This is a genomic window from Streptomyces sp. NBC_01450, from assembly GCF_036227505.1.
Lineage (GTDB): Bacteria > Actinomycetota > Actinomycetes > Streptomycetales > Streptomycetaceae > Streptomyces.
The window spans coordinates 5,829,233-5,849,658 of the sequence record NZ_CP109480.1 but is presented as its reverse complement, the minus strand read 5'-3'; the positions used below and the strand labels follow the sequence as shown (position 1 = coordinate 5,849,658).

The window sequence follows — 20,426 nt, the reverse complement described above, 5'->3', positions numbered from 1 at the left end:
AAGAAAGCGTCATGACGACCCGTGAGGTAGAGCACGAGATCACGATCGCCGCGCCCGCACCGGCCGTGTACCGGCTGCTGGCGGAGGTCACCAACTGGCCCCGGATCTTCCCGCCCACCATCCACGTGGACCGCGTGGAGCACGACGGCTCCCAGGAGCGGATACGCATCTGGGCCACCGCCAACGGTGAGGCCAAGAACTGGACCTCGCGCCGCGAACTGGACCCCGAGGCCCTGCGCATCACCTTCCGCCAGGAGGTGACCGCCCCGCCGGTCGCCGCGATGGGCGGCACCTGGATCATCGAGCCGCTCGGCGAGAACGAGTCCCGGGTACGGCTGCTGCACGACTACCGCGCCGTCGACGACGATCCGCACGACCTCCTCTGGATCGACCAGGCCGTCGACAGGAACAGCCGCTCCGAGCTGGCCGCGCTGAAGGAGAACGTCGAGTTCGCGCACGCGGCGGAGGAGGTGACGTTCTCGTTCGAGGACACCGTCTACGTCGACGGTTCCGCGAAGGACGTGTACGCCTTCATCAACGAGGCGAACCTGTGGTCGGAGCGCCTGCCGCACGTCGCCACGGTCCGTCTGGAAGAGGACACCGTGGGGCTCCAGACCCTGGAGATGGACACCCGGGCCAAGGACGGCTCCGTCCACACCACCAAGTCCTACCGGGTGACCTTCCCCCACCAGCACATCGCCTACAAGCAGGTCACCCTGCCCGCCCTGATGACCCTGCACACCGGCCACTGGACCTTCACCGACACCGACCAGGGCGTCGCGGCCACCTCCCAGCACACCGTCACCCTCAACACCGACAACATCACCCGCATCCTCGGTGACACCGCCACCGTCGCCGACGCCCGCGCCTACATCCACACCGCCCTGTCCACCAACAGCCGCGCCACCCTCACCCACGCCAAGGCCTTCGCAGAGAACAGGCGTTGACGATGACGACGGACCATCAGGACACCGACACGACCATCCTGGACACCGACGTCCTCGTGGTCGGAGCGGGCCCCGCCGGGCTGATGCTCGCCACCGAGCTGAGGCTGGGCGGCGCCGAGGTGGTCGTCGTCGACCAGCGCCCCGGCCCGACCACCGAATCCCGGGCCTCCACCCTGCACGCCCGCACGATGGAGATCCTCGACTCCCGCGGGCTGCTGGACGAGCTCGGTACGCCGCCGTGCGAGCCGCGTGGTCACTTCGGCGGCGTACCGCTGGACCTGACGCTGCCCAGCTCGCACCCCGGGCAGTGGAAGGTCGCGCAGACCCGCACCGAGGAGCTGTTGCAGCGGCGGGCCGCCGCGCTGGGCGCCGATCTGCGGCGCCGCCACCAGCTGCTGTCCCTCACGGCGGAGGACGGGGTGGAGGCCGAGGCCATCGGTCCCTACGGTCCCGTCCGCATCCGGGCCCGCTATCTGGTCGGCTGCGACGGCGAGGACAGCACCGTACGGCGCCTGGTCCGGGCCCCTTTCCCGGGCCGGGACGCCGCACGCGAACTGCTGCGCGCCGACGTCTGCGGTGTCGCGGTCGCCGACCGGCGCTTCCAGCGCCTGGAGCACGGGCTCGCCATCGCCGCCACCCGCGAGGGGGTGACCCGGGTGATGGTCCACGAGTTCGGGCGCCCCGCGGCCGAACGCGGCGGCGCCGAACCGGACTTCGCGGAGGTCACCGACGTCTGGAAGCGCGTCACCGGCGAGGACATCAGCCAGGGCACCCCCCTGTGGGTCAACGCCTTCGGCGACGCCAACCGGCAGCTCGCGCGCTACCGGCACGGTCGCGTCCTGTTCGCCGGGGACGCGGCGCACCGCCAGATGCCGAGCGGCGGGCAGGCCCTCAACCTGGGCGTCCAGGACGCCTTCAACCTCGGCTGGAAGCTCGCCGCTGTCGTCCGCGGCAGCGCGGGCGAGGACCTCCTGGACACCTACCACTCCGAGCGCCACACCGTGGGCCGCCAGGTCCTCGCCAACATCCGGGCCCAGGTCGAGCTGCTGCTCGGCGGTCCGGAGGTCGAACCCGCCCGCGCGCTGCTCACCGAACTCGTCGCCCTGGACGGCGTACGGCAGCACCTCGCCGGGATGATCAGCGGCCTCGGCATCCGGTACGACGTCGAGGGCGTCGGCCCCGAGCTCCACTCCGACGAACCCCCGCTGCTGGGGCGGCGGTTGCCGGACGCGTGGCTGGAGTCCGCGGAGCATGGCGCGCGGCGCCGGACGACCGAACTGTTGCGCACCGGTCGCGGGTTGCTGCTGTCCCTGGACGGGGACGGCGCCCCGGCGCTGCGCGCGAGTGCGGCCCCCTGGTCGGACCGCGTCGCCTTCGTCGCCGACCGCCCCGCGGCCGACGGCCCGCTGCCGGCCGGACAGGCCCTGCTGGTCCGCCCCGACGGCTATGTGGCCTGGGCCGGCTTCGGCCCGGCCGGTCTGGTGGACGCACTGACCCGCTGGTTCGGCACCCCGCGCGCCGACGACTGAGTACCACCGCACGGCCCGCACCGACAGGCATGGACACCGCACGGACAGGCACACGCACAGCTGAGGCACCGCACGTCACCCACCGATGCGACGCGCGCCCGGGCGCGCGAGGAGAGGACACCCATGGACGCGCAGATGGACGCGGACGTCATCGTCGTCGGCGCCGGCCCGGCCGGGCTGATGCTGGCCGGGGAACTGCGGCTGGGCGGGGTGAGTGTCATCGTCGCCGAGCGGCTGGCGCGGCCCACCGGACAGTCGCGCGGGCTCGGGTTCACCGCCCGTGCCATGGAGTCCTTCGACCAGCGCGGTCTTGTCCCGCGCTTCGGCGGGCTGGAGAAGAGCCCGATGGGCCACTTCGGTGGGGTGCAGTTCGACTACACCGTGCTGGAGGACGCCCACTTCGGGGCCCGTGGCGTCCCCCAGTCCCAGACGGAGGCGGTACTGGAGGAGTGGGCGCGTGAGCTCGGCGCCGACATCCGGCGGGGCTGGGAGTTCCTGGCGCTGGAGCAGGACGGGAGCGGGGTCACCGTCACCGTGGCCGCGCCCGACGGCGAACGCACGCTGCGCGCCGCGTACCTGGTGGGCGCCGACGGCGGGCACAGCCCGGTGCGCAGGGCCGCGGGCTTCGACTTCCCCGGTACGCCCGCCACCCGTGGCATGTACCTCGCGGATGTCGTCGGCTGCGAGATCCCGCCGCGCTTCCTGGGCGAGCGGCTGCCCGGCGGCATGGTGATGGCCGCGCCGCTGAAGGAGGGCGTGGACCGGATCATCGTGTGCGAGCACGGCACCCCGCCGGCGGACCGCAGTGAGACCCCGGAGTTCGCCGAAGTGGCCGCGGCCTGGGAGCGGTTGACGGGTGAGGACATCTCCGGCGGCGGCGCGGACTGGGTCAGCTCCTTCACGGACGCCACCCGCCAGGTCACCGAGTACCGGCGCGGGCGGGTGCTCCTCGTCGGCGACGCCGCGCACATCCACCTGCCGGCCGGCGGGCAGGGCCTGAGCACCGGTGTCCAGGACGCGGTCAACCTCGGCTGGAAGCTGGCGGCGACCGTCCAGGGACGGGCGCCCGAGGGGCTGCTCGACACCTACCACGACGAGCGTCACGCGGTCGGCGCGCGGCTGCTGATGAACACCAAGGCACAGGGCACGGTCTTCCTCGGCGGCCCCGAGTCCCAGCCGCTGCGCGATCTGTTCGCCGAGCTCATCGGCCTCGACGCGGTCAAGCGGCACCTCGCCGGGGTGGTCAGCCATCTCGACGTCCGCTACGACCTCGGGGACTTCGGGAACTCGCTGGTCGGGCGCCGGTTGCCGCCGCGGGCGCTGAACACCGCCGTCGGCGAGGTCCGTACGCCCGAACTCCTCCACGCCGCCCAGGGCGTCCTTCTCGACCTCACCGACGACTCCGTGCTGCGCGAGGCGGCCGCCCGCTGGAAGGACCGCGTCACCGTCGTCACCGGCACCCCGCAGGACCCGGCCGCCTTCGGCGGCGCCGCCGCGGTGCTGGTCCGTCCCGACGGCTATGTGGCCTGGGCGGACACCGGCTCGGCGGAGCTGTGCGCGACGCTGCACCGCTGGTTCGGCTCACCCGAGCCCCGCTGAGCACCACCACCGGCATCCGATCCGCACGCGAGCACGAACGCGCGAGCACGCATACGAGAGCCCGCATACGAGAGGAAGTACCCCAGTGAGCGCTCCCACGGTCGAGACCATCCCCTCGTCCGTACCCGGTCCGGCCATGCCCCCGATGTCCCCGGGTGTGCGCCCCGTCGCCCTGGCGGCCGGTGACGTCACGCTCTCCGCGCTGATCGCCCAGCCGTCCGGGCCGCCGCGGGCCACGGTCGTCGCGGTGCACGGGGGAGGGATGAGCGCCGGGTACTTCGACGGGCAGGCCCACCCCGACGTCTCCCTGCTGGCCCTCGGCGCCCGGCTCGGCTACACCATGGTCGCCGTCGACCGGCCCGGCTACGGGCTGTCCGCCGCGGACGCCCCGAGCGGTCAGACCCTGGCCGAGCAGTCCGCCGCGCTGCACGCGGCGCTGCGGCACCTGGCCGGCCGCGCCGAGACGGGCGCCGGGGTGTTCCTGCTCGCGCACTCCTTCGGCGGCAAGCTCGCCCTGACGTACGCCGCCTGCCAGGCCGGCGATCCGGATCCGTCCGTACCGCCGCTGCTCGGGCTCGACATCTCCGGGCTCGGCCGGGACTACGCGGTCGACCCGGGCCATGGCCCCGACCCGCACCAGCACCGGCACTGGAAGCGGAACTGGGGCGCCCTGCGCTTCTACCCGCCGAACACCTTCCGTGAGGCGGAGACCCTGGTCGCCCCGATGCCCCCGCGCGAGCAGGCCGAGGCACTCCAGTGGCCGCGGCGGTTCCCGGTCGCCGCGGCGGCCGTGCAGGTCCCGGTGCGGCTGACGTTCGCCGAGCAGGAACTGTGGTGGCACCACGACGAGGACACCGTCGCCGACCTCGCCGCGCACTTCGCCTCGGCGCCGTCCGCCGCCGTCGACCGCCAGCCCGGCGCCGGGCACAACATCAGCCTCGGCTGGGCCGCCCGCACCTACCACCTGCGCGCGTTCGCGTTCTTCGAGGAATGCCTCGCGCGCCGGTCCGCGGGCGCGTCCAGGACGCCCTGATGCCATGACGACCACACGGCCCGACGCCAGGGACACGGCGAAGAGGGCGAGGAGGGGAAGGACGGGAAGGAGCAGCAGGACGGGCACGAGGAGCAGTCGGGTCGTGGGCGACGGCGCCCGGCGTACGCCCTTCCGGTCCCTGGCCGTGCGCAACTTCCGGCTCTTCGCGGCCGGCCAGGTCGTCTCGGTCACGGGCACCTGGATGATGGTCACCGCCCAGGACTGGCTGGTGCTCTCCCTGACGGGGGACTCCGGCACGGCCCTGGGCACCGTGACCGCGCTCCAGTTCACCCCACTGCTGCTGTTCACGCTGTACGGCGGCCGGCTCGCCGACCGATACGACAAGCGGCTGCTGCTCACCCTCGCCAACCTGGTCTCCGGCGCCCTCGCGCTGGCGCTCGCCGTGCTCGTCCTGGCGGGCTCCGCCCAGCTGTGGCAGCTGTATCTGTTCGCGCTGGGCCTCGGCACCGTCAACGCGGTCGAGGTGCCCACCCGGATGGCGTTCGTCAGAGAGATGGTCGGCCCCGAACTGCTGCCCAACGCCTCGGCGCTCAGCGCCGCCTACTTCAACACCGCCCGCGTGGTGGGTCCCGCCCTCGCCGGACTGCTGATCAGCGCGGTCGGCGCGGGGACGGCCATGCTGCTCAACGCGGCCAGCTATCTCGCCACCGTGACCGGGCTGCGGCTGATGCGCCCGGGGGAACTCCTGCGCACGGCGACGCCGGAGCGCGGGGTCAAGGTGGTCGACGGGCTGCGGTACGTGCGCGGCCGCCCCGACCTGTTCGTGCCGCTGGCGCTGGTCGCCGTGGTCGGCCTGTTCGGGTTCAACTTCCAGCTCACCCTGCCGCTGCTCGCCAAGACCGTCTTCCACTCGGGCGCGACCGCGTTCGGGCTGCTGACCACGGCGTTCGCCGCCGGTTCGCTGCTCGGAGCGTTCGCCTCCACCGTGCGCAGCGCCCGCCCGGCCGCCCTGACCGTCACCGCCTCGGCGCTCGCCTTCGGGATCCTCGAGACGGTGGCCGGCTGGTCGCCCACCTACGCGTGGGCGGCCGTGCTGCTGTTCCTGACCGGCTTCGCCACCCTCTACTTCGCCCAGGCCGCCAACCACCGCATCCAGTTGGGCAGCGACGACGCCTACCGCGGCCGGGTGATGGCGCTCTACACGCTCATCCTGCAAGGACTCACCCCACTCGGCGCCCTCCTCGTGGGCTGGCTCACCGTCCGTCACGGTGCGCGCTCCGGCCTGTACGTGGGAGGGCTCGCCTCGGCGGCGGCGGCGCTCGCGGTGCTGCTCGCGGGGCGGACACGTCGATTCCTCCCCAGCCACCGGCCGGAACCGGCACCTCTCGGGCCCGGCCCTTTCCCTGAAAGGCAGCCCCATGAGTCCCCTGAGTGACAACACACCGTGCAGTTGGCTCGACCGGCTCCCGGACCCGGTCCAGCTGCGCGCCATGACCCCCGACGCACGGGCCCGCACCATCGGCCACTGCCTGCGCCTCGAACTGCAGTACCTGCTCGCGGTCCCGCCGGGGCACCGGCTCTCGCCCGGTCTGCCGCTGCGCGGCCAGGGCCTGGACACGCTCGACGCCCTGCACCTGGGGCGCCGGATCCGGCGCGCCCTCGACGCCGAGGTGCCCGCCGAGGTGCTGCGGGAGAGCACCGTCGGCGAACTGACCGCGTTGCTCGCCCGCTGACCGAACCGTCTTTCCTCCTGATCCACTTTGATCCACTTGAATGGGAGATCCGTACATGGAGCCCGCGATACCCATCGAACTGGGCGGCCGGCTGATGGAGCTGGCCGAACGCAAGGACATCGCCCGTGCCGGGCAGGACCCGAAGGCGACCGAACGGCAGCACGCCAAGGGCAAGCTGACCGCGCACGAGCGCATCGAACTGCTGCTGGACAAGGGCAGTTTCCAGGAGGTCGAACCGCTGCGCCGGCACCGGGCGACCGGCTTCGGGCTGGAGGCGAAGAAGCCCTACGGCGACGGTGTGATCACCGGCTGGGGCACGGTCGAGGGCCGTACGGTCTTCGTCTACGCCCATGACTTCCGGGTCTTCGGCGGCGCCCTGGGCGAGGCCCACGCCTGCAAGATCCACAAAATCATGGACATGGCCATCGCCGCCGGGGCGCCGCTGGTGTCCCTCAACGACGGTGCGGGCGCCCGCATCCAGGAGGGTGTCTCCGCGCTCGCCGGGTACGGCGGCATCTTCCAGCGCAACACCCGGGCCTCCGGTGTCATCCCGCAGATCAGCGTGATGCTCGGCCCGTGCGCGGGCGGCGCGGCGTACTCGCCCGCCCTGACCGACTTCATCTTCGCCGTCCGGGACATCTCACAGATGTTCATCACCGGGCCCGACGTGGTCCGCGCGGTCACCGGCGAGGAGATCAGCCAGAACGGGCTCGGCGGCGCCGACGTCCACGGCGCTGTCTCCGGAGTGGCGCACTTCGTCCACGACGACGAGGAGAGCTGCCTCGCCGAGGTGCGCTATCTGCTGTCGCTGCTGCCGTCCAACAACCGCGAGCTGCCGCCGCGCCACGTCAGCGGCGACCCGGGCGACCGGTCCGGGGACGTGCTGCTCGACCTGGTGCCGCACGACGGCAACCGCTCGTACGACATGCGGGGCGTCGTCGAGGAACTCGTCGACGACGGCGACTACGTGGAGGTGCACGCGGGCTGGGCGCCGAACATCGTCTGCGCCCTGGCCCGGATCGACGGCCACACCGTCGGCATCGTCGCCAACCAGCCGGCCGCCATGGCGGGTGTCCTGGACATCAAGGCGAGCGAGAAGGCCGCGCGGTTCGTGCAGTTCTGCGACTCCTTCAACATCCCGCTGGTCACGCTGGTCGACGTGCCCGGCTTCCTGCCGGGCGTGGACCAGGAGCACGACGGCATCATCCGGCGCGGAGCCAAGCTGCTCTACGCGTACTGCAACGCGACCGTGCCGCGGGTCTCGGTGGTGCTGCGCAAGGCGTACGGCGGCGCGTACATCGTGATGGACTCCCGCTCCATCGGTGCCGACATCGCGCTGGCCTGGCCGACCAACGAGATCGCGGTCATGGGCGCCGAGGGGGCCGCCAACGTGGTCTTCCGGCGGGAGATCGCGGCCGCGGACGACCCCGACGCGATGCGTCAGGAGAAGATCGACCAGTACAAGGAGGAGCTGGTCCACCCTTACTACGCCGCCGAACGTGGGCTGGTCGACGACGTCATCGACCCGCGCGAGACCCGGGCGGTCCTGGCCCGTTCGCTCGCCATGCTCGCCGCCAAGCACGCCGAGCTGCCGCGCCGCAAGCACGGCAACCCGCCCCAGTGAGCAGGGAGGAAACCATGAGCGTCCAGCGCCCCGTCCCCGTCCCCGTCGCCGATCCCGATCCCGATCCCGCCCCCGAACCCGTGGCCGGTCCGCTTTTCCGGATCGAGCGCGGCTGCCCCTCTCCGGAGGAGCTGGCCGCGCTGACCGCGGTCCTGATGGCCGTCACCGCGGGTCCCGGCGTCGTGCCCGACGACACGGCCCGCAAGCACCAGGTCGTCGCCCTGTGGCGCCGCCCCGAACGCGTCACGGGCTTCGACGGCCCCCGCACCTGGCGAGCGGCGGCCTGAGCCGGGCCCTCCGGGGGAGAAACAGGGCGAAGGGGCCGGAGAGTTCACAGGAACTCTCCGGCCCCTTGGGCTTGTAGGGCGTCGGGGAATCTGCGGACCGGTTGTGGCTGGTCGCGCCCACGCGGCGGAGCCGCACAATGTCACAACCCCGCGCCCCTGGTGGGTCCGACCTCAGCGTTCGAGATCCCCATGCTGGGCAGGATCCCGGAGCATCGACCGCAGCCCCGGTTCCATCTCCACAAGCCGCTCGACCGCGTCCGGGGCGTACAGATAGGCGGTGGGCACGGCGCGAAGAGCGACGGGCCGATCGCCCGCCCCGGCCAGCGCCACCGCCGCGATGTGGGTGGAGCACAGAGGCAGGTTGCCCACCACCCAACCCGTCGGCCGCTCGGCAAGCCCCGCCTCACCGAGGTAGTCGAGGTCGGCCCCCCGGGTCAGCCCGGTGCCCAGCCCCTTCAGATACGCCTCCTTCCGTGTCCACAGGCGGCCGAAGGCCATGGTCCGTTCGTGCTCGGGAATCTTCCCGAGCTCCTCCTGCTCGGCCGGATGCAGCGCCGGCAGACACGCCTCGGCGGTCTGGGGCGACGGCAGCCGCTGGACGTCGGCGCCCACCCGGGACTCCGCCACCACCACGATCGCCAGGCCGTGGCTGTGCGAGAGCGAGAACTGGGGGGCGCCGCCGGGCACACCGAGCACCACGGGCCGGCCGTGGCGTTCACCGTTGCCGTTGTACCGCTCGCCGGCGAGGTTGAGCCGGCTCGGTTCGATGCCGGTGTAACCGGCGAGGACCCGGCGCAGTCCCACGTGCGCCGCGGCATACATCTGGCGGTCGTCGGGGCGACGGTAGGAGTCGGCCCGACCTCTCTCGTACGCGTCGAGCTCGTCGTACGGGACGTCACGCGGCGAGTCGGGCGGCGGCAGCAGCCACACGTCCAACTCCCCTCGCGCTACGGCGAGCCGGCGCACCGTCGAGGTCAACGGCGGCCCTCCGCGTGAGCCTTGGCGTGGGTGAGGGTGGCGCGGCTGTTGGTGGACAGGGCGGTGTGGATGTAGGCGCGGGCGTCGGCGACGGTGGCGGTGTCACCGAGGATGCGGGTGATGTTGTCGGTGTTGAGGGTGACGGTGTGCTGGGAGGTGGCCGCGACGCCCTGGTCGGTGTCGGTGAAGGTCCAGTGGCCGGTGTGCAGGGTCATCAGGGCGGGCAGGGTGACCTGCTTGTAGGCGATGTGCTGGTGGGGGAAGGTCACCCGGTAGGACTTGGTGGTGTGGACGGAGCCGTCCTTGGCCCGGGTGTCCATCTCCAGGGTCTGGAGCCCCACGGTGTCCTCTTCCAGACGGACCGTGGCGACGTGCGGCAGGCGCTCCGACCACAGGTTCGCCTCGTTGATGAAGGCGTACACGTCCTTCGCGGAACCGTCGACGTAGACGGTGTCCTCGAACGAGAACGTCAACTCGGCGTCGGCGTGTTCGCGTTCCGCGTTCTCCTTCAGTGCCGCGAGTTCCGCGACGGCGCTCCGGTCGATCTCGGCGCCGATCCGGTCCAGGGCCCCGGGGTCGTCGTCGACGGCCCGGAACTCGTGCAGCAGCCGTACTCGGGACGCGTTCTCCCCGAGCTCTTCGACGAGCCAGGCACCGCCGAGGCCGGCCACGGGGGCCGCGGTGACCAGGTGCTGGAAGTTCACCCGCAGCTTGGCGGGTTCGACGATCCGGCGCAGCGGACGGCAGCGCGGTTCGCCCGCCGCGGTCGGTGCGGTCTCCCAGATCGTCAGCCGCTCCTCGCCCTCGGGAGCCTCCTCGTACTCGACGTGGATGACCGAGGGGAAGATCCGCGGCCAGTTCCCCACCTCGGCGATCAGCCGGTGGACGGTGTCCACCGGGACCGCGATGGTGATCTCGTGCGCGACTTGGCGCATGCCCGGGTGTTCCATGCGTGCTGTCTCCTCGTCCTGGTGTGGCGCGCGGGGGCGGGACGGGAACGGGAACGTGACGGACAGAAAAGCCGCTGCCGGGTGGGGGATTCCCGGCAGCGGCCAGCCAGTGGGGATGGGAACGCGCCCGTGCGTCCGCGTCCGTGCGCGATCTGTCATACGTGCTTCTGCCATGCGTACTTCTGTTGGGCGTGCCTCTGCTGCGGGTGTTTCACGTGAAACAACGTGCGGACCCGGTGGCGGGACGGCCGCCGCCCGACCGGTCGTCCCGCCACCGGGTGGCTCACTCGCCCGCGGCGCGGGTGTGGACGACCTGGTAGGTGTTCTCGTCCTGCCAGGTCTGGAGCGCGGCGACGCGGGCGTCGACCTTCTGGCGCTCCGGGGAGCGCTCGCCCTGGGGCACGGAGCGGAAGGCGTCGTACGCCTCCTTGCTGTCCCACTGGGAGTAGACGACGACGAACTTGCCCTCGATGCCGCGGGCACGCAGGCCGCGCAGCACCGTGTGGGTGCGGTAGCCCGGGACGTCGACCAGCCACGTCTGGGACTCGCCCAGGGCGTCGATCAGGTCCTCCTGGTTCTCCGGCAGTACGCCGAACAGCTCGATGGCCGTGTAGTCGTCGCGGGACGGGGAGATCTCGGTGACGCCGCCCAGCTCCGGCTTCTGCTGCGTGAAGACGATCTCGTTCTGGAGCAGACGGATCGAGGTGGTGATCTCGCCGAAGAGCGGGAGGGTGCGGTGCTTGAACTCCTCACCGGCGTAACGGCTCTCCAGGTCCTCGGTGCTGCGCCACTGGATGAAGTTGGCCGTTCCCGGCTTGTCCTGTCCGGCGTGGACCGTGCTGGATATCCAGCCCTCGTAGGCCGCCGTGTCGACGATCTGGCGCATCGCGGCGAGCAGCTTGACCTGCTTCTCGGCGGCGTCGGTCGAGAACAGGTTGAGAACGGTCAGGTGCTGACCATCGGCTGCGATCTTCGGCATTCTCTCGTCTCTTCCGTTCGAGGAAATGGGAGTACGAATGAAGGTGCGAATGGAGGTGCGAGTGGAGCTACGAATGCAGCATGGCAAGGAGATCTGCCCATGTGAAAGGCTCGGCAGTTCAGGATTAACGGCTCATTTGTCAATTGTTTGAGGGCCGTGTCAGATCTTTCTCAACTTCGTCAGGGCTGTGAAAAGCGGCCTTGGTTGCCGATTGGCGCGGGCGCCATGCTCAGGTAATGCAGCCAGGCCCGGAAATATTAGAGATATCCACTCTCCTTGACCGGTACCTCATCGGTCTCGACGACGACGAACTCGACGACGCGTGGGCGCGGGGGCTCTTCACGAAGGACGCCCTGGTCGAGTTCCCCATGAGCCGGCACGAAGGCCTCGATGGACTCGCCGGCTACCACCGTGACGCGCTGGCGGCCTTCGCCGCCACCCAGCACCTCGGTTCGCCCGCGGTCGTCGACCTCGACGACGCCGGTGAGCGGGCCGTGCTGCGCGCCAACCTCGTCTCGACGCATGTGCATCACCCCGACGCGGCGGACGAGCCCTTGTTCCAGGTCGGCACCCTCGCGACCGGCGAAGCCCGCCGCGTCGCCGAGGGATGGCGGCTCTCCTCCCTGACCTTCCGCGTGCTGTGGACCCGCGGCACCCCGCCCCGACCCCGGGAGCCCCAATGACGACTCTGGCGGCGGCCAGTCCCCAGGACATGAAACTCGCGATCATGCTCGCCGACATCGGTCTGGTGCTCGTGGCCGGCGCCGCACTCGGCAGGCTCGCGCAGAAGCTGCGTCAGCCGATGGTGGTCGGCGAGATCACCGCGGGCATCCTGCTCGGCCCGAGCGTCCTCGGCCTGTTGCCGGGGAACCTCACCGAGCGCCTCTTCCCCGCCGACGTGCGGCCGTTGCTGTCCGCGGTCTCCCAGGTCGGTCTGATCCTGTTCATGTTCGTGGTCGGCTGGGAGTTCGAGAAGCGCCTGATCAGGCCGCACGCCCGGCTCGCCGCTGGCGTCTCGCTCTCGTCGATCGCGATGGCCTTCGGCCTGGGTGTGGCGCTGGCCCCGTTCCTGTACGACGAGCACTCCACGGTGGCCGGACACCACATCTCCTTCGTCGCGTTCGCCACCTTCATCGGCACCGCGATGTCGGTGACCGCCTTCCCCGTACTGGCGCGGATCCTCACCGAGAACAAGCTCCTGGACACCCGGGCCGGTTCGCTCTCGCTGGCCAGCGCCGCCATCGACGACCTGCTCGCCTGGTGCCTGCTGGCCTATGTCTCGGCTCTGGTCACGGCGAACGGGAACTACTCCGACCTCGGCCGCATCGGCCTCTACAGCGCGCTCTACGTGGCCGGGATGCTGCTGGTCGTACGGCCGCTGGTGGCCCGGCTGGTGTGGCGCTGGGCGGCCACCGAGCGCTGGTCGGCGCTGCTCGCGGTGCTGTGCGCGGGTGCCCTGACCTCGGCCTGGCTGACCACCTGGATCGGCATCCACGCCATCTTCGGGGCCTTCCTGTTCGGGTTCGTGATGCCCCGTGAGCCTGCCATGGTCCTCGCGGAGCATCTGCGCAAGCCCATGGACCACGTCAGCGTCGTGCTGCTCCCGGTCTTCTTCATCGTCACCGGGCTCGGCGTGGACCTCGGTTCGCTCACCGGCGGTGACTACGTCGCGCTCGCCGCGATCATCGTCGTGGCCTGCACCGGCAAGCTGGTCGGCGCCATCCTTCCGGCGCGGCTGGCCGGGTTCTCCTGGCGCGAGTCGAAGGACCTGGGGCTGCTGATGAACACCCGGGGTCTGACCGAACTCATCATCCTCAACGCGGCCGTCAGCCTGGGCGTGCTCGACACCCGCATGTTCACCATGCTCGTGATCATGGCCCTCGTCACGACGGCGATGGCGGGTCCGCTGCTGTCCAGGCGCCGTCCGGTGCCGGCCGTCGTGCCCGAGCCGTCCGAGCCGTCCGAGGCCCCGGCTACGCGCGCCGCCTGATCAGGAACGCCCCCGGCACCCCCGTAACTCAGGCAACCCCCGCAACTCCGGTAACCCCGAACTCCGTAACCGCGTAACTCCGTAACCCCGTATCCGAGAACGAGAGGGCTGTCGTGATCCCCGTTTCGCAAGCCATCCCCGAGCAGCTCGGTCCGGTCGACGGCCGCGCGCTGCGCACCGTGTGCGGGCACTTCGCCACCGGTGTCACGGTCATCACCTCGGGCAGCGGCGACAACGCCACGGGCGCCACGGTGAACTCCTTCACCTCGGTCTCCCTTGAGCCGGCGCTGGTGCTCATCTGCCTGCACGACGACTCCCGGCTGCTGCCCGTGGTCCAGGAGTCCGGCGGTTTCGTCGTGAACTTCCTGACACAACGGCAGGAGCCCGTGGCCTGGGCGTTCGCCGGTCGGCGGACCGCCCGGATCGAGGAGGTCCCGCACCACAGGTCCGTCCTGGACCTGCCGGTGCTCAGCGAGGCGCTCGCGCATCTGGAGTGCCGGCTGGTCACCGAGTACGACGGCGGCGACCACACCATCCTGCTGGGCGAGGTCGTCGGTCTGCGCGCGCCCTCCGAAGCCGAACAGGAGGACCCGCTGATCTTCTTCCAGGGCTCCATGCGGACACCGGCATGGAGCTGAGGGACCTACCAGGTTCAGTGGCGGGCCGCTGCCTGCTCCTCCGCCTCGTCGAACGCCTGCCGCGCCTGCTCCACCAGCGGCAGGTGGCCGGTCGACCAGTCGAAGAGCGAGGCGAACAGGGGGGCCAGGGTCCGTCCCAGATCGCTGATCTCGTACTCCACCCGGGGCGGCACCTCCGGGTAGTACGTGCGGATCACCAGCCCGTCCCGCTCCAGCTGGCGCAGCCGCTGCGTCAGCACCTTCGGCGTGATGGTGCCGATGTTGCGGTGCAGTTCCACGAAGCGCTGGGTGCCGAAGGCGTTCAGCGTCCACAGGATCGGCGTGGTCCAGCGGCTGAACACGATGTCGAGGACCGGGGCGATCGGGCACCTCTGCGGGCCGATGGCGGCCGCGTGCGCGGCTTCGGGGCTGGTCACGACCGGCGTGCCGGGCGCGTCGGCGGCGCCGCTCGCGGCCGTACGGCCCTGCGTGGCTGTGTCCTTCATTCCGACCGTCACCTTTCGGGAAGTCACTTTCCTCTAGGTACCTACTTTACTCAGGATGCTAGCTTCCGAGAAGCCAGCAAAGCCAGTACCTCCCTGCACGTCCCCGTCCGAGAATCCTCATGCTCCTAGGGAGTGACATGTCCATCCAAGAGTCCACCCACAGCGCCGCCAAGGCGGCGGGCGAGGCAGGGCCGGTCCGCCGCCCCGGCCTCATCCTGGCCTTCCTCTGCCTGGCCGGCTTCATGACCTTCCTCGACGTGTCGATCGTGAACGTCGCCCTGCCGACCATCGAGGACGAGCTCAACATCTCCACCACCGCTCTCCAGTACGTCGTCACCACCTACGGCATGCTCCTCGGCGGCTTCCTGCTGCTGACCGGCCGGCTCGCCGACACCCTCGGCCGCCGCCGGATGCTGCAGACCGGTCTGCTCCTGTTCGCCGGTTCCTCGCTGCTCGCCGGGGTCTCGCAGAACGCCGCGATGCTGATCGGCGCCCGCGGCGCCCAGGGTCTGGGGGCCGCGTTCATCGCCACCGCCGCGCTGAGCCTGCTGACCAACAACTTCGAAGAGGGCGCGGCCCGCAACAAGGCGCTCGGTGCCTGGGGCGCGCTCAGCGGTCTCGCCGCCGTCGCCGGTGTCACCCTCGGCGGTCTGCTCACCGATGGGCCCGGCTGGCGCTGGATCTTCTTCATCAACGTCCCGATCGGCGTCATCGGCGCCCTGGTCGCCCCGATGGTCGTCGGCGAGAGCCGCTCCGCCCAGCGCAGCAAGTCCTTCGACGTCGCCGGTGCGGTCACCCTCACCGCCGGCCTGGTCCTGCTGATCTTCACCCTCGGTCAGACCGTCTCCGACTCCGATGTCCCGACCGGCCGGGTCATCGGCGGGTTCGTCCTCTCCGCGATCCTGCTCGCCTCCTTCATCGTCATCGAGCGCCGCGCCAAGGAGCCGCTGATGCCGCTCGGCATCTTCCGCCGCCCCTCGCTGCGCGCCGCCAACGGCATCGCCATCCTGCTGCTCGGCACCTGCGTCACCCTGTTCTTCTTCGCCAGCCTCTTCATGCAGCAGGTCCTGGACTACTCGGCCGTCAAGACCGGCTTCGCGTACGTGCCGCTCGCGGTGCTCACCGCCGTCGGCGCCGGCGTCGCCTCCCAGATCGTCACCAAGGTCGCCGCCAAGCCCGTCCTGCTGGTCGGCCTCGCGCTCGCCGCGACCGGCATGATGCTGCTGTGGCGTGCCCCGTCCGACGCCTCCTACCTGACGGACGTGCTGCCGGCCTTCGTCCTGATGGGCCTCGGCCTCGGAATGTCCTTCGTCCCGCTGCAGGTCTCCGCGTTCGCGGGGATCGAGGAGCGCGAGTCGGGTCTGGCCGCCGGTCTCATCAACACCGCCCAGGAAGTCGGCGGCGCGCTCGGTCTCGCGGTCGCTGCGACCTACGCCTTCCGCCGGGTCGACGAGCTGACGGCCAAGGCCCACGGTGTTCCCGCCCTGGTCCAGGAGGCCCGTACGACCGTCTTCCACGACGCCTTCCTCGTGGGTGCCTGCTTCGCCGCGGCCGCCTTCGTGGTGACCCTGGTGCTGCTCCCGTTCACCAGGTCCTCCGAGCAGTCCGCGGCCGTCCCCGCGCACGCCTGACGGCAGACCAGAAGACCGAAGTCGGACGACGGAAGAACGGACCCGGCCATGTCCAAGCCCCTGCCCCTGTCCGCCGCGGCGGAGGAGTTCCTCGCCGAGAACGCCCTGTGCACCCTCACCACCCTTCGCCCGGACGGCACGCCGCACGTCGCGCCCGTACGGTTCACCTGGGACGGTGAGGCGGGCCTGGCCCGGGTGATGACCACGGTGCACCGCCGCAAGTCGCGCAACCTGTTAGCCAGGGCCGGTGGCCGGGCCGCCGTGTGCCAGCTGGTCGGACCCCGCTGGATCACCCTGGAGGGCCCGGCCACCGTCTCCACCGACCCGCCCCGGGTGGTGGAGGGGATGCGCCGCTACGCCAAGCGGTACTGGTCCCAGCCGCCGCAGCCCCCGGGCCTCGCGGTCATCGAGATCGCGGTCGACCGCGTGATGGGCCTGTACTGAACGGCCCGTACCGAACTCCCGGAGCACATACGGGGCGAGAGGGTGCCGGAAGACTCTTCCGGCACCCTCTCGCATGCTCCGCCTGTTAAGCGGCCTCGGGGGGTGCAGGCACGCCCCCGAGGCCGCTTGGCACCCCGTACCACCCAGTAGCTGCAAGGCCTCTGACGAACTTGTCAGAGTCCTGTATCGGCGGCCATTCAGCTTCCCGGGAGCCCTCGGAATACTGGAGAAAACGCCAGCGGGAGAGGGAATATGGACGCCTTCAATGCCGATGTGATCGTTGCCGGAGCGGGACCCTCGGGCCTCATGCTCGCGGGAGAACTGCGCCTGTCGGGTCTCTCGGTCATCGTGCTCGACCGGCTGGAACAGCCGATGCAGCAGTCCCGCGCGCTGGGATTCTCCGCCCGTACGATCGAGGAATTCGGCCAGCGCGGCCTTCTCGAGGATTTCGGTCCGCTGGAGACCATACCCGGCGGCCATTTCGGTGGACTCCCCATCGACTACCGCATTGTCGAGGGCGGTAATTTCGGTGTCCGCGGTGTTCCGCAGTCGCGCACCGAGGCCATCATCAACAAGTGGGCCGTGGGTCTGGGCGCCGACGTCCGCCGGGGCCACGAGGTCATCGGCCTGACACAGGACGAGAACGGGGTCCAGGTCGAGGTCGCGGGCCCGGAGGGCGTCGAGACGCTGCGCGCCGCGTACGTCGTCGGCTGTGACGGCGCCCGCTCCACCGTCCGCCACCTGGCGGGGATCGACTTCCCCGGCGTCAGCGCCACCATCGAGATGAAGATGGCGGACGTCGCCGGAGTCCAGCTGCGGCTGCGCCCCACCGGTGAGGTCGGCGAGGCCGGCATGGTCGTGGTCCTGCCGCTCGGCCCGGGCGCCACTCGCGTGGTGGTCTTCGAGCGCGGCGCCGGTGTCCGCCCCACCCAGGAGCCGCCCACCTTCGAGGAGGTGGCCGCCGCCTTCCAGCGGGTGACCGGCGAGGACATCAGCGGTGCCAAGCAGCTGTGGACCAGCTACTTCACCGACGCCAGCCGGCACGCCGCCGAGTACCGCAAGGGCCGGGTCTTCCTCGCGGGCGACGCCGCCCACATCCACCTGCCGATCGGCGCCCAGGGCATCAGCGCGGGCGTCGGCGACGTGGTCAACCTCGGCTGGAAGCTCGCCGCCGCGGTCAAGGGGCACGCCCCCGAGGGCCTGCTCGACACCTACCACTCCGAGCGCCACCCGGTCGGCGCCCGCATCGTCTACAACACCCTGGTCCAGCGCACCCTCTACCTCGGCGGCCCCGAGGCCCAGCCGCTGCGCGACCTGTTCGCCGAGCTGGTCCAGATCGAGGACGTACGACGTCACCTCGTCGGCCTGGTCACCGGCCTGGACATCACCTACGGCGCCGTCGAGGGCGGCCACCCGCTGCTCGGCCGCCGGCTGCCCGACCAGGAACTGCTGGTCGGCGACGAGAAGACGAGCACGTACGAGCTGCTGCACCAGGGCCGCCCGGTCCTCCTCGACCTGCACGACAACGCGGCGCTGCGCGAGGCCGCGGCCGCCTGGTCCGACCGCGTCGACGTCGTCGCCGCCACCCGGCCCGACGCCGCCGCCCCGGCCGCCGACCTCCTCGTACGCCCCGACGGCTACATCGCCTGGGTCGGCGCCGACGGTTCCACGGACGGCCTGACCGACGCGCTCGCCCAGTGGTTCGGCGAGCCCGGCACCGCCGCCTGAGTTCCTCTCGTCGATCCCGATCCCCCCAGTAGGACGCGCGCCACCCATCCGACCCGTCCGTGAAACGAGAAAGAGGAGTGCGGTCTTGCCCACCAAGGCTGAGGAAGCGAAGAAGGCCGACAAGGCCGCCGAGTGGACCGAATGCGACGTAGCCATCCTGGGGTCGGGCCTCGCGGGCTCGATCATGGGAGCGATCCTGGCCCGCCAGGGCGCGAACGTGGTGCTCATCGACGCCGGTCAGCACCCCCGGTTCGCCGTCGGCGAGTCCCAGAACCCCCAGCTCGTCGAGTGGCTGCACATTCTGGCCGTGCGCTACGACGTGCCCGAGATCAAGCACATGCTGGACGTGAAGGCGGTGACCGAGCACATCGGTCCGACGCACGGCCGCAAGCAGAGCTTCGGCTTCGTCACGCACCGGCCGAACCGCGAGCCGGACCCGCACGAGGCGACGATGTTCGTCATCCCGAAGATGCTCACCGAGGCGGTGCACCTCTTCCGCCAGGACACGGACTCGCACTATCTGAACGTCGCCGCCAAGTATGGCTGCACGCTGCGCCAGAACTGGTTCGCCACCGACCTCGACGTCGACGACGACGGCGTCACCATCACCGGCAGGAACGGCGAGGTCTTCCGGGCCAAGTACCTGATCGACGCCAGCGGTTTCCGCTCCCCGCTCGCGCAGAAGTTCGACCTGCGCGAGAACCCGCCCCGGCACAAGCACCACGCGCGCTCCCTGTTCACGCACTACGTTGGCATCAAGCCCTACGACGACGTGTGCAACTACCCCGAGGCGCTGCGCCCGCCCGCCGAGTCGCCCTTCCACGGCGGCACCCTGCACCACCTCATCGAGCGGGGCTGGTTCTGGATCATCCCGTTCGACAACTACAAGGACTCCAAGAACCCGGCCTGCAGTGTCGGCCTGACCTTCGACGAGCGGCTGTACCCCAAGCCGAAGGACATGACGCCGGACCAGGAGTTCAACCACTACCTCGACATGTACCCGGCCGTGAAGCGGCAGTTCGAGGGCGCCAAGCGGATCCGCGAGTGGGTCTCCACCGACCGCCTCCAGTACTCCTCCAAGCGCACCATCGGCGCCCGTTGGTGCCTGATGTCGCACGCGGCCGGTTTCATCGACCCGCTGTACTCGCGCGGTCTGTCCAACACCTTCGAGGTCGTCGACGCCCTCGCCTACCGGATCCTGGACGCCCTGCGCGAGAACGACTTCACCGAGGAGCGCTTCGAGTACGTGGAGCGCCTGGAGCAGGGGCTCCTGGAGTACAACGACAAGATCGTCAACAGCTCGTACATCGCCTTCAGCCACTTCCGGCTGTGGAACGCGGTGTTCCGGGTGTGGGCCTGCTTCACCACCCCGGCCACCATGCGCCAGATCATGGCCCGCCAGAACTTCCAGCTCGACGGCGACGACCGGCACTTCAAGGAGATGGAGAAGGCGCCCTACACCGGCCTGTGGTGGCCGGACAGCCACGCCTTCAAGGTCCTCTTCGACACCACCGCCGAGACCTGTGAGCGGTACGAGGCAGGCGAGATCGACGGCGACAAGGCCGCGGACATCGTCTTCGAGGCGATCCGCGACTGCGAGTCCGTCAACACGCCCTTCGGCTGGAAGGGCCCCGAGGACCTCCGGTTCTTCCGGGCCACCACCCCCACGATGATGAAGTTCATGTGGTGGGCCAGCACCTCCGGCCCCAAGGAGATGCGCGACCTCGGCCGCTCGATGCTGGCCGGCGTCGTCAAGCAGGGGGTGCGCGGCCGCAAGGTGTCCTGACCTCGGCCCTGTCTCGAAGTCCTCACCTCGTAATCCTCACCTCGTAGTCCTCTCCTCGAAGGCCCCGCCTCCCGGGCCCGCCTTCACAGAGCCACTTCCCCCCC

Annotated in this window: 19 protein-coding genes; 15 read left to right on the top strand and 4 right to left on the bottom strand. The window is 70.8% G+C overall.

From position 1 onward, the window contains the following. The first annotated feature begins 11 nt into the window (after window positions 1-11). From OG568_RS26005 to OG568_RS25970, 8 genes are all read left to right on the top strand, one after another. On the top strand, window positions 12-947 hold the full coding sequence (locus OG568_RS26005) for an aromatase/cyclase (protein WP_329533321.1): 936 nt from the start codon (window positions 12-14) through the stop codon (window positions 945-947). A 2-nt stretch (window positions 948-949) separates the two neighbouring features. After that, complete coding sequence (locus OG568_RS26000) at window positions 950-2,476, top strand: FAD-dependent monooxygenase (protein ID WP_329533320.1); 1,527 nt, start codon at window positions 950-952, stop codon at window positions 2,474-2,476. A 135-nt stretch (window positions 2,477-2,611) separates the two neighbouring features. Next, window positions 2,612-4,075, top strand: a complete 1,464-nt coding sequence (locus tag OG568_RS25995) for an FAD-dependent monooxygenase (protein WP_443077883.1) — start codon at window positions 2,612-2,614, stop codon at window positions 4,073-4,075. Window positions 4,076-4,211: 136 nt separating this feature from the next. Further along, a complete protein-coding gene (locus tag OG568_RS25990; RefSeq protein WP_266434034.1) occupies window positions 4,212-5,108 on the top strand; it encodes an alpha/beta hydrolase in 897 nt (298 codons plus the stop codon). A gap of 103 nt (window positions 5,109-5,211) precedes the next feature. Further along, on the top strand, window positions 5,212-6,504 hold the full coding sequence (locus tag OG568_RS25985; protein WP_329533318.1) for an MFS transporter: 1,293 nt from the start codon (window positions 5,212-5,214) through the stop codon (window positions 6,502-6,504). Continuing rightward, on the top strand, window positions 6,488-6,802 hold the full coding sequence (locus OG568_RS25980) for an acyl carrier protein (protein WP_329533317.1): 315 nt from the start codon (window positions 6,488-6,490) through the stop codon (window positions 6,800-6,802). Before OG568_RS25985 ends, OG568_RS25980 begins: the two co-directional genes overlap by 17 nt. A 55-nt stretch (window positions 6,803-6,857) precedes the next feature. Next, complete coding sequence (locus OG568_RS25975) at window positions 6,858-8,426, top strand: acyl-CoA carboxylase subunit beta (RefSeq protein ID WP_443075239.1); 1,569 nt, start codon at window positions 6,858-6,860, stop codon at window positions 8,424-8,426. 14 nt (window positions 8,427-8,440) lie between these two features. Next, complete coding sequence (locus OG568_RS25970) at window positions 8,441-8,713, top strand: acyl-CoA carboxylase subunit epsilon (protein ID WP_329533316.1); 273 nt, start codon at window positions 8,441-8,443, stop codon at window positions 8,711-8,713. Window positions 8,714-8,884: 171 nt separating this feature from the next. Here the strand turns inward: OG568_RS25970 and OG568_RS25965 are convergent, their stop codons facing one another. From OG568_RS25965 to OG568_RS25955, 3 genes are all read right to left on the bottom strand, one after another. Further along, the gene (locus OG568_RS25965; protein WP_329533315.1) at window positions 8,885-9,691 is read right to left on the bottom strand and encodes a 4'-phosphopantetheinyl transferase family protein; all 807 of its coding nucleotides are present in this window, start codon (window positions 9,689-9,691) and stop codon (window positions 8,885-8,887) included. Further along, a complete protein-coding gene (locus OG568_RS25960; protein WP_329533314.1) occupies window positions 9,688-10,641 on the bottom strand; it encodes an aromatase/cyclase in 954 nt (317 codons plus the stop codon). Before OG568_RS25960 ends, OG568_RS25965 begins: the two co-directional genes overlap by 4 nt. 283 nt (window positions 10,642-10,924) lie before the next feature. Then, window positions 10,925-11,620 (bottom strand): antibiotic biosynthesis monooxygenase family protein, encoded by a 696-nt coding sequence (locus tag OG568_RS25955; protein WP_266583926.1) that lies wholly within the window; start codon window positions 11,618-11,620, stop codon window positions 10,925-10,927. A 236-nt stretch (window positions 11,621-11,856) separates the two neighbouring features. Between OG568_RS25955 and OG568_RS25950 the strand changes: the two genes are divergently transcribed. From OG568_RS25950 to OG568_RS25940, 3 genes are all read left to right on the top strand, one after another. Further along, window positions 11,857-12,303, top strand: coding sequence for a nuclear transport factor 2 family protein (locus OG568_RS25950; protein WP_329533313.1), 447 nt, complete (start codon window positions 11,857-11,859; stop codon window positions 12,301-12,303). Next, window positions 12,300-13,610: a cation:proton antiporter gene (locus OG568_RS25945; protein WP_329533312.1), complete on the top strand. Its 1,311-nt coding sequence runs from the start codon at window positions 12,300-12,302 to the stop codon at window positions 13,608-13,610. Before OG568_RS25950 ends, OG568_RS25945 begins: the two co-directional genes overlap by 4 nt. 113 nt (window positions 13,611-13,723) lie before the next feature. After that, window positions 13,724-14,248 carry a flavin reductase family protein gene (locus OG568_RS25940; RefSeq protein WP_266432518.1) on the top strand — a complete coding sequence of 175 codons (525 nt, stop codon included), beginning with the start codon at window positions 13,724-13,726 and terminating at the stop codon, window positions 14,246-14,248. A 14-nt stretch (window positions 14,249-14,262) separates the two neighbouring features. Here the strand turns inward: OG568_RS25940 and OG568_RS25935 are convergent, their stop codons facing one another. Then, on the bottom strand, window positions 14,263-14,733 hold the full coding sequence (locus tag OG568_RS25935) for a winged helix-turn-helix transcriptional regulator (protein WP_329533311.1): 471 nt from the start codon (window positions 14,731-14,733) through the stop codon (window positions 14,263-14,265). A 137-nt stretch (window positions 14,734-14,870) separates the two neighbouring features. Here OG568_RS25935 and OG568_RS25930 point away from each other — a divergent pair, with 137 nt between their 5' ends. The 4 genes from OG568_RS25930 to OG568_RS25915 all read left to right on the top strand — a co-directional run bounded on the left by OG568_RS25930 (window position 14,871) and on the right by OG568_RS25915 (window position 20,322). Then, entirely contained in the window at window positions 14,871-16,364 is a 1,494-nt protein-coding gene (locus OG568_RS25930) for an MFS transporter (protein WP_329533310.1), read from the top strand. 48 nt (window positions 16,365-16,412) lie between these two features. Continuing rightward, window positions 16,413-16,808: a pyridoxamine 5'-phosphate oxidase family protein gene (locus OG568_RS25925; protein ID WP_054237224.1), complete on the top strand. Its 396-nt coding sequence runs from the start codon at window positions 16,413-16,415 to the stop codon at window positions 16,806-16,808. A 252-nt stretch (window positions 16,809-17,060) separates the two neighbouring features. Then, the gene (locus tag OG568_RS25920; protein ID WP_329533309.1) at window positions 17,061-18,536 is read left to right on the top strand and encodes an FAD-dependent monooxygenase; all 1,476 of its coding nucleotides are present in this window, start codon (window positions 17,061-17,063) and stop codon (window positions 18,534-18,536) included. A gap of 85 nt (window positions 18,537-18,621) precedes the next feature. Continuing rightward, on the top strand, window positions 18,622-20,322 hold the full coding sequence (locus tag OG568_RS25915) for an NAD(P)/FAD-dependent oxidoreductase (protein ID WP_060900219.1): 1,701 nt from the start codon (window positions 18,622-18,624) through the stop codon (window positions 20,320-20,322). Window positions 20,323-20,426 lie beyond the last annotated feature (104 nt).